Below are 221 nucleotides of genomic sequence, written 5' to 3' on the forward strand. Positions count from 1 at the left end.
CTGGAAAGTCCGACGGTACAGGGTGATAGTCCCGTACACGAAAATGCACAGGCTGTGAACTCGAAGAGTAGGGCGGGACACGTGGTATCCTGTCTGAATATGGGGGGACCATCCTCCAAGGCTAAATACTCCTGACTGACCGACAGTGAACCAGTACCGTGAGGGAAAGGCGAAAAGAACCCCGGCGAGGGGAGTGAAAAAGAACCTGAAACCGTGTACGT

General features: G+C 53.8%; 1 rRNA gene. It reads left to right on the plus strand.

Annotation, left to right across the window (positions count from 1 at the left end):
- Positions 1 to 219, plus strand: a 23S ribosomal RNA gene (locus LDK53_RS22790); the annotation flags it as partial.
- Positions 220 to 221: the final 2 nt, after the last annotated feature.

This window comes from Enterobacter sp. K16B, from assembly GCF_020216105.1.
GTDB lineage: Bacteria > Pseudomonadota > Gammaproteobacteria > Enterobacterales > Enterobacteriaceae > Enterobacter > Enterobacter sichuanensis.